The organism is Bradyrhizobium xenonodulans (assembly GCF_027594865.1).
GTDB lineage: Bacteria > Pseudomonadota > Alphaproteobacteria > Rhizobiales > Xanthobacteraceae > Bradyrhizobium > Bradyrhizobium xenonodulans.
Genome location: NZ_CP089391.1, coordinates 5566559 through 5579723, shown reverse-complemented (window position 1 = coordinate 5579723; position 13165 = coordinate 5566559). Strand labels below are relative to the sequence as shown.

General features: G+C 60.3%; 13 protein-coding genes and 1 pseudogene. 9 read left to right on the top strand and 5 right to left on the bottom strand.

Annotated features, from left to right (window positions below; all coding sequences use genetic code 11):
* Positions 1-67 precede the first annotated feature (67 nt).
* The 3 genes from I3J27_RS26545 (at position 68) to I3J27_RS26535 (ending at position 3218) form a co-directional block, all read left to right on the top strand.
* Positions 68-691, top strand: a complete 624-nt coding sequence (locus I3J27_RS26545; RefSeq protein WP_270161844.1) for an imm11 family protein — start codon at positions 68-70, stop codon at positions 689-691.
* Between the two features lie 353 nt (positions 692-1044).
* Positions 1045-2691 (top strand): hypothetical protein, encoded by a 1647-nt coding sequence (locus I3J27_RS26540; RefSeq protein ID WP_270161843.1) that lies wholly within the window; start codon positions 1045-1047, stop codon positions 2689-2691.
* 71 nt (positions 2692-2762) lie between these two features.
* Positions 2763-3218 (top strand): hypothetical protein, encoded by a 456-nt coding sequence (locus tag I3J27_RS26535; RefSeq protein WP_270161842.1) that lies wholly within the window; start codon positions 2763-2765, stop codon positions 3216-3218.
* A 180-nt stretch (positions 3219-3398) separates the two neighbouring features.
* Here I3J27_RS26535 and I3J27_RS26530 read toward each other — a convergent pair whose 3' ends face one another.
* From I3J27_RS26530 to I3J27_RS26510, 5 genes are all read right to left on the bottom strand, one after another.
* On the bottom strand, positions 3399-3590 hold the full coding sequence (locus I3J27_RS26530; RefSeq protein WP_212240885.1) for a CsbD family protein: 192 nt from the start codon (positions 3588-3590) through the stop codon (positions 3399-3401).
* Positions 3591-3777: 187 nt separating this feature from the next.
* Complete coding sequence (locus I3J27_RS26525; RefSeq protein WP_270161841.1) at positions 3778-4056, bottom strand: hypothetical protein; 279 nt, start codon at positions 4054-4056, stop codon at positions 3778-3780.
* Between the two features lie 154 nt (positions 4057-4210).
* On the bottom strand, positions 4211-5155 hold the full coding sequence (locus I3J27_RS26520; protein WP_270161840.1) for a hypothetical protein: 945 nt from the start codon (positions 5153-5155) through the stop codon (positions 4211-4213).
* A gap of 190 nt (positions 5156-5345) precedes the next feature.
* Positions 5346-6878, bottom strand: a complete 1533-nt coding sequence (locus tag I3J27_RS26515) for an FAD-dependent monooxygenase (protein WP_270161839.1) — start codon at positions 6876-6878, stop codon at positions 5346-5348.
* Positions 6879-7108: 230 nt separating this feature from the next.
* Positions 7109-7579, bottom strand: coding sequence for a response regulator (locus I3J27_RS26510; RefSeq protein ID WP_270161838.1), 471 nt, complete (start codon positions 7577-7579; stop codon positions 7109-7111).
* 546 nt (positions 7580-8125) lie between these two features.
* Here I3J27_RS26510 and I3J27_RS26505 point away from each other — a divergent pair.
* The 6 genes and pseudogenes from I3J27_RS26505 to I3J27_RS26480 all read left to right on the top strand — a co-directional run bounded on the left by I3J27_RS26505 (position 8126) and on the right by I3J27_RS26480 (position 13160).
* Positions 8126-8464: a hypothetical protein gene (locus tag I3J27_RS26505; protein WP_270161837.1), complete on the top strand. Its 339-nt coding sequence runs from the start codon at positions 8126-8128 to the stop codon at positions 8462-8464.
* A gap of 386 nt (positions 8465-8850) precedes the next feature.
* Positions 8851-9126 (top strand): annotated as a pseudogene (locus I3J27_RS26500) (phage terminase large subunit); the annotation flags it as partial.
* 114 nt (positions 9127-9240) lie between these two features.
* Complete coding sequence (locus I3J27_RS26495; protein WP_270161835.1) at positions 9241-9669, top strand: GNAT family N-acetyltransferase; 429 nt, start codon at positions 9241-9243, stop codon at positions 9667-9669.
* A 243-nt stretch (positions 9670-9912) separates the two neighbouring features.
* Positions 9913-11175, top strand: coding sequence for a CaiB/BaiF CoA transferase family protein (locus tag I3J27_RS26490; RefSeq protein WP_270161834.1), 1263 nt, complete (start codon positions 9913-9915; stop codon positions 11173-11175).
* 206 nt (positions 11176-11381) lie between these two features.
* A complete protein-coding gene (locus I3J27_RS26485) occupies positions 11382-12587 on the top strand; it encodes an acyl-CoA dehydrogenase family protein (protein WP_270161833.1) in 1206 nt (401 codons plus the stop codon).
* A 9-nt stretch (positions 12588-12596) separates the two neighbouring features.
* On the top strand, positions 12597-13160 hold the full coding sequence (locus I3J27_RS26480; RefSeq protein WP_270161832.1) for a flavin reductase family protein: 564 nt from the start codon (positions 12597-12599) through the stop codon (positions 13158-13160).
* Positions 13161-13165 lie beyond the last annotated feature (5 nt).

Sequence of the window (13165 nt, the reverse complement as noted above, 5' to 3'; positions counted from 1 at the left end):
AATTGGTTCTGCCTTCGGCGCGATAAATGCGATGATCCGAGCGGATAGGCGAAGGGAGCGATAATCAATGGCCGCGTCCGGTAATGAAAGGCGAAAGAAAAAGGCGCCGAAACTCTACAGAGTCGGACTGGATTTCAGAATTCACAAGCCCCCCGGTTGGGAAATGGAGAATCTGGTCGCCCTTGGCGCCGGCCGGGTCCCCCTCCATTCACCACGGGGCAAGCGAAGCTTTCCTCCGCTCGCCGAAACGCCACGGTTGCTGATCGACAAATCTCTCGGGCGGCCGCCGGTCGATTGGGAGCTGTTTCACGACTTTTGGCTCGTGTCTGATCGGATGAAGAACGTTCTGGAGGCCGTCGATAGAGACGGTGTGGCGTTCCTGAGGTGCGAAACGCGGTCACTGAGTGGGGGTGCACCTGTTTACTGGCTTTGCGACATCGTGCGCCAGCTCGATGTCATCGACGAGGAAAAGTCGAACGTCGTAATCCTGGATGATGGGACAGATTTCAGGCGGTACGATAACATGGCGACTTCCAGCTTCGTCTTTCGAGAAGAGGCCATCGGTTCGGCTCATATTTTCCGAGCCCGCTTTTTAAATCGAGTTGTTTGCGATCAAGCAATGAAGGACGCCTGTAAGGCTGCCGGGCTGAGAGGTTTGAGATTCGGAAATCCCTACGTCAATTGGGGGTGATCCCGATCGTAGCAGTCTAGCGTTGAGGCTCGTCTAAGGTCGCGTTGGCTTCAGCCATTCGCTGCGGCGAAAATTGCGCGTTCGAAGTCCGCTTGCGCGACGTCAGCGCCGGTGGAATCCCTGATCTCATTTGTAGCCCAAATTGCTGCTGTCCCGATGTGGTCCAGCAGACGCCGACGTCGACAGCGGATATGTGCCGAGGAGCAAGGTCTTCTGGTTCGGCCGTCCCGATATGACGCGCAGCACGCCGGCTTCAATCGCGGCTGGCCACTCAAAAGCATTCAAAATCAGAAACACCGGCTGCAACTCAGGAGCAGCTCGGATGCCGGCGTACGGCAGGAAGTAGCGGTTTCATGTTTCCAAATCATCACGTCTTTCCCAAGCATTTCGCCGGCCACCCGGTCATCGATTTTTTGGCTGATAGGTTCAATCTTGACGCGATCAGGAATCGTATGTCTCTACCCCCGACTCAGAGGCTGGCAACCGATCTAAGTGCGAGCCCCCATACGGGTGGGCATCTCGGAAAGTACTACAAGGGATTCTGCGAGTATCTAAAGGAGGTCCAAGAATCTCCAAGGTACGCTGCGGCTCTTGCTGGTGATACGCGTGAGCGGGATGAGATAGCTTCGGATGTGAACGCACTTGTGGCTGCTGCCAAGTACGCGTTGGCGAACGGCCATCTATTTGCCAACACCCCTAGGGAGATGACGTTAGAAAAGGCAAATGCGGCGAATGAGCAATGGTTCGGAAACTGGAGAAAATATGCCGCCGACAATCAAACGCAAATACAGCAGATGCAGGAGACGATCGACCAGTTCTCCAACGCCGGCCAGCCGGACGCGGCCTTGGATTTCCCTCTTCTGTCACCGACCAGCGTTCTCAGCATGGCAGAAAGGATCCAACTTTTAAACCGATTCAAGAAGGGCGGCTCCCCGATCTCGCTGCAATTCACCCCTGTCGGCCCTGTTCCCGGACTTCCGGGCCTCGTTCCTCCCTTTGTCGACGCTCGCTTGCCCGGTTTCATTCCGCCTTCTCTTGAGGGATTGAACAAGCCGGAAGGGTTTACACCAAGTAATCCGCTTCTCACCTATGGACTGCCAGGCTTTCCGGTCCCTCCCTCAGATTGGCAAGGTCTGATGCAAGTGCCTCCGAGCGTGGCCATGCCGCCGGAGCCACAAGTATCGCAATTCCATTCAGAGGTAGGCCAGCCCCTCACGTATCTCTCTGATCGATCGCAGGTGCTTGGACCGCAGGCACCTCCTGATCAAGGTTCTGCGTTGCTGATGGGAGCAGGTGTGCTTGGTGTGGGCGCCATGATGGCACCTGGAACACAAAGCCTTGGCGCTGCCTTGCTCTCAGGCTTGGCTACTGCCGCCCTCACCCGACCCGCTTTCTCGGCAACCAGTTCCAGCAATAACATGGTTGCAGACAGCAGCGTATTTTTCAACGGCGCGGCTCCTTACAACCCGTTCGCGGTTAGCCCTCCTGCTCAACCCCTTGGTAATGGTTGGGGCAATTTTCTCGAACAGTCTGGATCACCGCAAAGCGAGAGCAGGGTTCTTGGCTCGAAAACCGAGCGGGCCCTTACCTTTACCGATCGCTTCGGAAATTGGACCGATACGCCAACTGGCACTGTGCCTGCCCAGCCCGCGAACGTGGACAAAGTGCCGGACACTCCTGCACCTCGAGCAGTCGCGCCCGAAGAGGCCCGGCGCCTTACCCGCGTCAACGAGTCGAACGCGGGTAGCGTCTTCACATCGGGGAGCGCGCCAGTGCCGTATCTGCCTTCCACGGAATTCAACGAGCGGTTTGGCAACTGGACCGTGCCGACCGCTGACGGTCGGCCACCGCAGACGAGCAAGCCGATAAGCATATTCGCGGATGAGCCGAGCTACCTCGTTCCGCCACCGATCTTCGGAGTGGATGGTCCTGGCAGTCCACGCAATGACGTTGAGGAGTGGTTCTCGCGCTGGATACGGCCACTACTTCGTTCGGAGTAAAACTGAATGCCACGCCGTGCATGTATCGTTCGCGACCAGTCGTTTGACACGTCGGGCAAAACACCGGCGGAATGGCATCATCGAAAGTGTTTGGTTCGGCCCGCGCGGAGCAATCCGCACCGGGCTTTTTGTTTCCTGAATTTCTGCGTTTACTTGGAGAATGCAGAATGACCAGCAGGGTGAACAGACGAGTTGAGTTGTATCAGCCGATTGCACAGCGCGTGGCCAGCGAAGATGTTAAAGCTCCCACGACGGCGGACATTGAGTTGTTGGCGAGAACCAAGACCGAAGCCGCGCTCAATGTGCTTGTTTCGATCATGCAGCGAGAGACAACGAATGCGTTTGCCTGCGTTGCCGCAGCAAACGCTATTCTCGACAGAGGATGGGGCAAGCCGGTGCAGCCCTTGGCAACCGACAAGGCGCCGCTCGAATTGCTGCATCGAATCGAACGCGTGATCGTGCACCCGATGATCCGATGTTCACCGTTGAAGACGACGCAACCGACCCTCCTGAGACTTCACAAGTGATGCTGCCGCCGGGGACGGGGCCCTCAATGGCGCCTGACAATCCCGATCACGCATTGCTTGAGAACAAGAGTTCGAGCCGAATGCGATCCCGCCGCACAAACTAGGTCGTGGACCCCAGTGAAAGAGCCCGATGCGAAAGAAATGGCCGCCCGGAGGCGGCAGTTTGGTCTTACGTCTTCGCTATTTTTTCAAGGCGTCAGCGGCATCCCGTGCTGCATCCTTCACGTCGCCCGCCGCGTTGTGGGCGGCCCCTTTAGCTTTATCGATCTTGCCTTCGGCCTCCATATCTTTGTCGCCAGTAAGCTTACCGGCGCCCTCTTTGATTGCGCCCTTGGCCTTGTCGGCCGCGCCTTTAACGTGTTCACGGTCCATGATCGTGTTCCTTTGCTGTCCGAATGAATTGACCAACAGAGGACCAGCGTAGTCGTTCCTCGGAGACCAAATCCGGACATGGCGTACGCATTTCTGAATTTGGCCATCGCGACATTTGTTGCAGTTGCACAAATTTGGTTGGCCGCGGCGCGAAGCGAACATCGCCGACGATTTATGAGTACGCGCCCTAATAAGGGTTGAGCACGCTCTCAAGAAATCTCTGCTTCTCGCCAGGCGCGTAGCCCTGCGAAGCACCATAATATGGCTCGCTGTAGCCTTGGTAATATGGTGCGGACCGGTAGTATTGACGTGGCGCATAGGCAAAACCCGAGGCTCGACCTGATGGGTACATCATGTGATGATGCGAACGATGCACCGCGTGCCGGTGGTGCCCATGATGCACGGTTGCCGCGTTCGCAACCGCGCACAGGCTTATCAAAACGCTCAACGTCAAAATCGAACGCATCGCCTTCCTCCTCCAGAGAGTTCGCCCCGCCTTCTCAATTATTGCCATGATGCAGCGTTCCAACGAAATCGCGGCTTCTTGGGCCTGTACGTCCAAGAGGGACTCTGATTTGGCCCGTTGGCTTCGGTGGACCCATGAAGAGTCGGAACGAAGTTTAGGGGTGAGAGGGAGATGACTGCCCAGTCTGAGATCCGCCTCCCGAAGTTGTGCCAGTTGTTTCCGAAGAGGCCACAATTTCTTTCACCTTGTTGGACAGTTCCGCCATCTTCTTCGCCAGCGGGTCGTTGGCTTTGTCCGGATCGAATTCTTTGCAAATTCTCTTGTCGCTGGCGACAAGAAGATTCAGATCGAGTTGAACCTGTCGTGCTTGTGTCAAGGCATGTTGCGCTTTGGCGAAGGATTCACCGGGAGTCACGGCCGTATTGAGGCTCGCCAAAGCGGTCCCAGCGGCGGCCACGATTATTGCAAAGATGCCAAGCATGGTCCTGGTCCTGCTCGACGCTGCCGTGTCAATTATTGACTTCATCGTGACGAGGATCGTCGTAAGCGCACTCACAGCAACGATCAGCGTCTGAAGCAAGTTTCTCGTGAATTTAGTGTCTGCAGCCGTGCTCGCCAACTGCATACGCAGCAATGTTGTCCCGTTGCTTAGGGCGAGTACTGTTCGCTGGTAATTCGTCAGTTTAATTGTGGCAGTCTTACCCACCGACTTCGTTGATTGCCATTGAATCTCGCCGCTTGGCTGAAGTCCCAGGATCAGTGGAATTGAAACGTTGGACGGTGGGCCGTCCCTGCCCCAAGCTAAATCAACGCCGGGGAAGCATTGACTGATTGTTGAGGCAATTAGGAAGTGCAGGTGGTTTGCTCTAATTAGTTCTTCTCCAGCAGGGGTGTTCCAAGCCGACTCCGTCGAGCCGTGTTTATTTAGCCACGCTTGAATTTCCGACCCATAATAAACAGCAGCCGTAAATCCGCTAACAAGTAAGACAGCTACGGCCAACGCCAAAGCCACCATGCCGCCAGAGATGCTGCTTGAAGCAGGAGTGGGAGCATCGGCAGGAGGAAGAGGGGGAGGAACAGGAGCGCCGGGTATAATCATGGGCAAACTCAAATTTTACTGTTTCTACAATACAACTTGCAGTTTGGTTGAATCCGACGCGGAAGTCCAGCGGGCAGGTTTGACTCGTCGGGCAAAACACCGGCAGAATGGCATCATCGAAAGAAGTTTGGATCAAGCCCGCGGGATGCTGCGGGCCTTCTTGTTTCGAGGTGCGTGAGACATTCGTGTGCTAGGCTGCAGCGGGTCCGAACCACCGCGTCAGCGCATCCTCAAGTCCGTGTTGGCTCTCGTCGCCCACCCATGCCACGTGGCCGTCGGGGCGCACCAGCACGGCGCCTGGCGCAGCGACATCGCCGATGGCCGGAAGCGCCCATGCCTCGTCACAGGCGGCGTCGACGATGCCGATGCGATCGGCCCAGGGTGTGACGTCGATGCTGCCGGCCTTGCCGAAATTGAGCAGCACGCCCCGCGCGCCATGCAGCAGCGTGAACAGTTTTAGCTTCTGTCCTTCGACCATCACATCGAGATCGGGCATGCGGCGGCCGAGCAGCGCGTGGCCTTCGCCGAGATCGTAGCGGATGTCGAGCCCGCTCATCATCGCGCCGAAGCGCTGTCGCGGCGCGTCCAGGGCGAGCAGCTCGGCGACGCTGTCGCGCGCGGCCTTGAGGCCGTCGTCGCCGCGGCGGAGCAGGGCGATCTGCGCCATGGTGTTGCGCAGCACTCGCGCGGCGACGGGATGACGCTCGGAATGGTAGGTGTCGAGCAGGCTCTCGGGCGAGACGCCCTTGACCACCTGCGCCAGCTTCCAGCCGAGATTGACGGCGTCCTGCACGCCGGTGTTGAGGCCTTGCCCGCCGACGGAGTGATGGATATGCGCGGCATCGCCGGCGAGCAGCACGCGTCCCCTGCGATAGGAGACCGCCTGCCGTGCCGCATCGGTGAAGCGGGAGATCCAGGCGGAGTTTTGCACACCGAAGTCGGTGCCGTAGACCGCGACGAGCGCGTCGCTGAGATCATGCAAGGTCGGTGCGCCCTCGCGCGCGAGCGTTGCTTCCGTCACGACCACCAGCACGCGTCCGCTCTCGGTCTTGCTGAGGCCGTGAAAGCCGAGCGCGTCGTGGCGCAGACCGAAGACCGGCTCATCGCGCATCTCGACCTCGGCCATGAGGTTGCTCAGCGTCGGCTCGAAGCCGGCGAAGTCGATGCCCGCGGCCTTGCGCACCAGGCTGCGGCCGCCGTCGCAGCCGACCAGATAATTGGCGCGCAACGTCTCGCCGCCCGACAGCGTCACGTCGACGCCGGTCTCGTCCTGTGCGAAGCCCGTGACCTCGGAACTCCGATGGACCGGCACCGCGAGCTCCTCGACCCAGCCGGCCAGAATGCGCTCGATATGGTTTTGCCGCAGCGCCAATCCGTAGGGGTGCCGGGTCGGGAGGTCGCTGATGTCGAGCCGCGTCCAGGCGAAGCCTGCAAGCTGGGCGATTTGTCCTTCGCGCAGGAAGCGATCCGCGACGCCGCGCTGATCGAGGATCTCGATGGTCCGCGCGTGCAACCCGCCGGCGCGCGTCTCGACCAGCTCCTGGTTGGCGCGGCGCTCGACCAGGGCGACGTCGACATTGGCGAGCGCCAGCTCGGCGGCAAGCATCAGGCCGGTCGGACCGCCGCCGGCGATCACGACGGACTGATCGGTCATCGCCGCGTTGCTCGCGCCGGCGCGACGAGCCTGCTGATGCGAACGGGACGTCGGAAGCAATACAGGCATGTCGTGACCCCTCGATGTGTTGGCTGGGTCGCGGGTTCTACGGCAGGAGCGGGGGCTTGAAGCAAGCCCCTCGCGCACCACATATTGAGCTGGGAGGAGGGATGTCCTCGTCTCGCGCCCGGCAGTGTTTGACACGTCGGGCAAAACACTGGCAGAATGGCATCATCGAAAGAGTTTGGTTCAGCCCGCGCGGGAGCAACCCGCTGCGGGTTTTCTTTTGGGCATGATGTTCAGCAAATGCCGGTGGTTCGCTGCATGATGTCGGCGAGTTCCTCGAACGAGAACGGCTTTCTGATCATCGGCAGGCCGCCGCGCCGGGGTTCGCGACCCGACAGTTGGAGCACCTTCAACTCCGGGCGGACGCGCTTTGCCAGCTCGGCCAGTTCATGACCGTCCATGCCGGGCATGTTGATGTCCGTGATCAGGATGGAGATGTCCTGGTTCTCCTCGAGCCGGTCGAGTGCATCCGGGCCGCTTTCGGCGCTGACCACTTGGCAGCCGAGATCTTCCAGCATGCCCACGATCACGCCGAGGACAGCGGGGTCGTCGTCGACAACCAGGACGGTGTGGCTCATCGCGCGAACGTTCCTTCTGATGTCGAAATAAACGCAGCTCGCTTCGGGTAAGTTCCGAAGGCTTGCTCGCATGCCCTGATGTTTGACACGTCGGGCAAAACACCGGCAGAATGGCATCATCGACATGGGCCGTCCGCCGGTGCGTGTCGCGCGTCTTGTCGATGCGCGGTTTGGCTCTCGGCATGCTTGTCTTTCGTGACGTCGTCTCAGGGGGCATTGGCCGATCCTTCTGATCGGCTAACGTTCGCCTGGCCCGTAAGTTCGTTTGACACGTCGGGCAAAACACCGGCAGAATGCCATCATCGAGACGAGTTTGGTTCACCCGCGCGGAGACATCCGCCGCGGGTTTTTTCGTTCTCGATTCCAGAATCGGACGGCGGCGGCGCATTGCGGCCACGCACTCGTCAAACCTGGAGCGCCGATCGGCGCGCCGTCGTCCGTACCATTGCTGGCCGTGCACGCGCGAACGTGCCGGCCTCGCGGCGCTGGGCGCTGTTCGCCCACGCCGCTGCGGTCTCCGGGAGACACGGAGATAGGGTTCGCGCCCGAAACGATCGCGCTTCGTCTCGCGATCTGCCGCGCATTTTTTTCTCGAGGAGAGATGATGACCGCTTATCTGATATCGCTCGCGCTCGCGGGCCTGGTTGCGATCGTGCTGTGGGAGACTTTTTCATGAGCGATGAGATCGAATGCGCGCTCGTCAGCGCGCCGGTTCGCGTCCCTGCGCGAAGGAAGACGTCCAGCGCCCGCACCCTGACCGAAATTCGCTCGCTTGCGCGCAGCCACACCAGGACCGCACTCAGGGTGCTGGTCGGCATCATGCGCAGCGACGATGCAACGCCCGCTGCCCGTGTCTCTGCGGCCAACGCGATCCTCGATCGCGGCTGGGGCAAGGCCGCGCAACCGATCGAGAACGACGAAAACGGCGTGCTGGAATTGATTCACCGGATCGAGCGCATCATCGTGTATCCGGGAAGCTCGGGAGGCGGTGATGTTGCTCCCGACGCTTGAATTGCCGGCGATGTCGATTTTGGAGGTGCCCGCGATTGGCCGTTTGACACGTCGGGCAAAACACCGGCAGAATGCCATCATCGAGATTTAGTTGGTTCAGCCCGCGCCGAGCAATTGGCCGCGGGTTTTTGTTTCGATGATCCTTGGGCTAGTTCCTGGTCTGCTTATTTGCCCGGTGTTGCGCGGCATAAGCGCGCTGCACCTTGTCGCTGCAATAGGACAGCGCTCGCCCGTCGCCGGTGAAATGCCCGTTATTCTCCGAAAATGCGGCCTCTCCTGACCTGAGCCAAACCCTGCAGGGACAATCCGACTCCCCAAACAACGAAGACTGGTCCGCGATGTGGCGCAGGCGCACCGGCCTGCCCGAGGGCGAGCGAGCGTATCCATTGTCGATCCTGAAAATCCCGACCGCCAAGATTTTCGAGCCGCTGCTCAAGCCTGCGCGCTACAAGGGCGTTTACGGCGGACGCGGCTCGGGCAAATCGCATTTCTTCGGCGAGCTCCTGGTCGAGACCTGCCAGGCCGAGCGCGGCACGCTCGCGGTCTGCATTCGCGAGGCGCAGCGCACGCTGGCGCAATCGTCGAAGCGTTTGATCGAAGGCAAGATCGCGGGCCTTGGCCTCGGCCACGGCTTCAAATTTTTCAGCGACAAGATCGCCACCGGTCTGATGGGAGCGGTCTGGCTGGGCGTCAAGGTCGTGCTGGGCAAGTAGGCCTGTACTGCAGCGAGATCGCTGCGTTTGCACTCGTGTCAATCCTCATCGACGGGCCGTCTCATGTACAGAATTCGTATCGTCGATGTATCCGATGACGACGTTGCTGACACCTTGGCCGATCTGCATCAGCTGACGTTCTTCGATGCAGCTGCCTTGCCGCAATTCGAGTTGGGGGCGTGGTGGCTCGCCTATCACGGCGATGAGGCGGTAGCGTTTGCCGGTGTCGTGCCGTCGACGCATGTTCGGAATGGCGGCTACTTCTCCAGGGTCGGTGTGTTACAGCGGCACTGGGGGCGGGGACTTCAGCGCAGGTTGATGCGGGTCGTCGAGGCGAGAGGAAGGTGTCTCGGATGGGACAGCATCGTCTCCGATACGACGGACAATGCGATATCTGCCAATAATTTCATTCAGGCGGGCTATCGGCTCTTCGAGCCCCAAGTGCCCTGGGCCTGGTCGCATACGCTTTATTGGCGAAAGTGGCTGCGTTAAGCTGGGTTTCCCGTGGCGCGGAAGGTGCTCTTTCGCAAGACAGCATGGCCTGTGCTCGACGCGGCGCGGCTTCGTACAACCGAAATTTCCAAGGGGCCCGGCAGCTTGATGGCTGCCGGGCCCCTTTTTCGCGTATTGAAGCGATGTGGCCGAAGCACTTGCGAAGTCGGCGGCGCCGGGCTTTAAGTTTGCTCTTGCAGGAAATTCGGCAACCATAAGCCGATGTAAGGGAGAACGTCGTCGATGCCCACCAAGCCTCAACTTCCGGAACGTTCGTCGCGGGCGAAGGGCGGGCCTACAGCGCTCGATGGTCTTTTGGTGGTCGATTTTACGCGCGTTGTGGCGGGGCCGGCCTGCACACAAACACTTGCCGATTTCGGTGCGCGCGTCATCAAGATCGAGAATCCGGACGGCGGCGACGACACGCGAGCCTATGAGCACGCTGAAATCGGGGGCGAAAGCGCCGCCTATCTCAGTCTGAACCGCAACAAGCACGGCATTGCGCTCGACCTGACCATGCCGGAGGCGCGCGAGATCGCGCTGGACTTGATCCGCAAGGCGGATGTGGTGGTCGAGAACTTTTCCAGCGGGGTCATGAAGAAATTCGGCCTCGACTACGAGACGGTGGCGCCGTTCAATTCGCGGCTCGTCTATTGCTCGATCTCGGCTTACGGACGCACCGGACCGTTCGCCTCGCGCCCAGGCTTCGATCCCATCACGCAGGCGGAAAGCGGCTTCATGTCGCTCAACGGGTTTGCAGATGGGCCGGCGGTTCGTACCGGCCCGCCGATCGTGGACATGGCGACCGGGATGTCCGCCTGCAACGCCATCCTGCTGGCACTCTTGGCGCGCGATCGGCTCGGCCGCGGGCAGCATGTCGAGGTCGCCCTGTTCGACGTCGCGATGGGCATGACCGGATTTTACGGTATGGCCTATCTGATCAACGGTGAGAACCCCGGCCGGTTCGGCAATTCGCCGAGTGGGTCCCCCACCGTCGGCGTCTATGAAGCCTCCGATGGGCCGCTTTACATGGCCTGCGCAAACGATCGGCTCTATCGCCGGCTGGTGGTCGAGGTGCTGAACCGGCCCGATCTGATCACCGATCCGCAGTTCGCGTCGCGCAAATCGCGCTCCGAAAACAAGGAGCTCCTGCGGGCAGCCATCGCAGAGGTCTTCGCAAGCGATACCCTCGAGAACTGGATGGCAAAGATGAAGCTGGCCAATATCCCGGTCGGCTATCTCCGGACGGTCGAAGAGGGGTTTAATGCACCCGAGGCCCGCGAGCGCCATCGCCTGAGCCAGATTCCACATCCTACGGCGGAATGGGTCCCCAACATCGAGCCGCCGATCACCATGAGCTTGACCGGGCCGGTCGATCCCGCTGCCGCCCCCCTGTTAGGCGAGCACACGCAGGATGTCCTGCGTGACACGCTTGGTTACGACGAGCGTCGGATCTCGGAGCTCACGCAAAAGGGGGTCTTTGGGAAGCCTTCGACGTCGGCTTGAACCTGGTTGGCCCATGGGACGAGGTGTCGCCTGACTTGCAGGTCTTCCCTTGCGATGCCGGCGTCCGCCGCATTGCATCTTTCGAGCAACCAAGATCTCGGGCGACTGGCTCCCGTTGACATTGGCTCGGCTTGATTTGGCGAACTGCCCGCCGCATAACTATGTCGAAGCGAGGGACACCAATGGCGCCGGGTCAAGAGCCAAGCATGGGCGAGCCCACCGGGCAGGAAGCCGGTGAACGAGCCTATGCGGCCATGATCGCGAAGGCCGGGGCGCTGGCGCCGCGGCTGCGCGAGCGGGCGGCGCGGACGGAGGAGCTGCGGCAGCTTCCGCCCGAAACCGAGCAGGATCTGCACGACGCCGGACTGTTCCGGATGCTCCAGCCGAAGCGCATTGGCGGCGCCGAGCTTGACTACGTCGCCCTTGTCGACTGCGCCGAGCTGCTCGGCCGGGCCGACGCGTCGGTGGCGTGGAATTTCGCCAATCTGGCAAGCCATCACTGGATGCTCGCCATGTTCGAGCAACAGGCGCAGGATCTCGTGTGGGACCGCGATCCGGATGCTCTGATTGCGTCCTCGTTTATTTTCCCGGCCGGTCGCGCCACGAGGATCGAGGGCGGATATCGGTTGCACGGCAGCTGGCCCTTTTCTTCCGGCGTTGCCTCCTGCGAATGGAACATGCTTGCGAGCGTTGTCTACTCAGACGACGAGGCGGATGGCGTCGAGTATCGAATCTTTCTGCTGCCGAAAGGCGACTACAGGGTGCTCGACACCTGGAATGTCGCGGGACTCCGCGGTACCGGTTCTTGCGACGTGGAAGTCAGGGATGCTTTCGTACCCGACTACATGACGGTCGCGGTGGGCGATCTTGCCGGCGGCCCGACGCCCGGAAGCAGAGTCAATCCCAACCCGTCGTACACGCTGCCGGTGTTTTCGCTGTTTCCCTACGTCCTCTCCGGCGTCGCGCTCGGGAATGCGCAAGCCTGCCTCGACGATTATGCGGATGTCGCGCGTCATCGCATATCGACCTACAACCGCGCCAAGCTCAGTGACTTTCAAAGCACGCAGATCAAGATCGCGGAGGCTTCGGCCAAGATCGATGCTGCGCGTCTGATCATGCGTTCGGCCTGCATCGAGGCCATGGCGGACGCGTGCCTTGGTCATATTCCAAACATGGCCAGAAAGACCAAGTATCGGCGTGATGGAGCTTTCTCGGTCAATCTGTGCACTGAAGCTGTGTCGATGCTGTTTGCGGCGAGCGGGGCGCGTGGTCTGTTCACGTCGGGGGTGTTGCAGCGGCAATTCCGCGATGCGCACGCGATCAATTCGCATCTTGCGTTCAATTTCGATGCGGCTGGAACCAACTATGGACGCGTGGCTCTGGGCCTGCCGTCCGAGAATCTCACGCTGTGAGGCCGGCTGATGAATGATCTGCCGAAGCATCCGGCCATTCCCGATCCAGCCAACGAGCTTGCGAGCGACAGCTCGCCGATCGATCCCCGCGATTTTCGCAACGCGCTCGGCGCATACGGAACGGGCGTAACGATCATCACCGCCACGGCCGCTGATGGAAAGCCTTACGGTATCACCTGCAATTCGTTTGCATCGGTCTCCCTGAACCCCCCTCTGGTCCTCTGGAGCCTCGGAATCTATTCCTCGAGCCTGACCGTGTTTCAGAACGCCAGCCATTTCGCCGTTCACATACTCGGCGCTTCACAGCAGGCGCTTGCGAACAAGTTTGCAAAATCGTCCGAGGATAAGTTCGCCGGCGTCGACTGGATACCGGGTCTTGGCGACGCTCCGGTGCTCGCTGAGAGCGTCGCCAATTTTCAGTGTCGCTCCGTCAACCGCTATTATGGCGGCGATCACGTGATCTTTCTCGGTGCGGTCGAGGCTTATGCCTACAATACCGGGGAACCACTGCTGTTTGCGCGTGGGACGTATGGCCGGTTCCTGGTTGACGATGAGCGCAAGAAGTCGCCGTAGTGCAC